General features: G+C 71.5%; 1 protein-coding gene. It reads right to left on the bottom strand.

What is annotated here, in order from left to right:
• A partial coding sequence (locus KBX39_RS32085; protein WP_210874178.1) for a lyase family protein occupies positions 1 to 912 on the bottom strand: 912 nt, incomplete at both ends.

Here is a 912-nt window from a genome sequence, read left to right as displayed (position 1 = left end):
GCCCGGGTCAGGCCCAGCCGGCCGTCGGCGGCCAGGCGGTCGAACAGGTCGTTCTCCGCCGCGCCCTTCTCCCGCATGGCCAGCGCCACGGCGACCGCGTGCTCCTTGATCACCTCGTGCGCGACCTCCCGGCCGACACCCCGGCGTACGGCTGCCACCAGGATCTTCGTGGTGGCGAGGAACGGCAGGAAGCGCTCCAGCTCCCGGTTGATCACCGCTGGGTACGGACCGAACTCGTCCAGCACGGTGAGGAACGTCTGGAACAGCCCGTCGGCAGCGAAGAACGCATCAGGCAGCGCCACCCGGCGTACCACCGAGCAGGAGACGTCCCCCTCGTTCCACTGGTCACCGGCCAGCTCGCCGACCATCGACAGGTAACCCCGGATGATCACCGCGAAGCCGTTCACCCGCTCCGACGAGCGCGTGTTCATCTTGTGCGGCATGGCGCTGGACCCGACCTGGCCCGGCTTGAAGCCCTCGGTGACCAGCTCCTGGCCCACCATCAGCCGGATCGTGGTGGCCAGCGACGACGGCGCGGCGGCCACCTGGGCCAGCGCGGAGAGCACGTCGAAGTCCAGCGAACGCGGGTAGACCTGGCCGACGCTGTCCAGCATCCGGCTGAAGCCCAGGTGCCCGGCCACCCGCTGCTCCAGCTCGGCCACCTTCCCGGCGTCGCCGTCGAACAGGTCGAGCTGGTCGGCGGCGGTGCCCACCGGCCCCTTGATCCCCCGCAGCGGGTAGCGGCCGATCAGGTCCTCCAGCCGCTCGTACGCGATCAGCAGCTCCTCCGCGGCGGACGCGAAGCGCTTGCCGAGCGTGGTGGCCTGCGCGGCGACGTTGTGCGTCCGGCCGGTCATCACCAGCGCCGAGTACTCGCCCGCGTGCCAGCCCAGCCGGGCCAGCGAGGCGACC

This window comes from Micromonospora sp. D75 (assembly GCF_018070405.1).
Lineage (GTDB): Bacteria > Actinomycetota > Actinomycetes > Mycobacteriales > Micromonosporaceae > Micromonospora > Micromonospora chalcea.
This window is presented reverse-complemented; position numbering and strand designations above follow the sequence as displayed.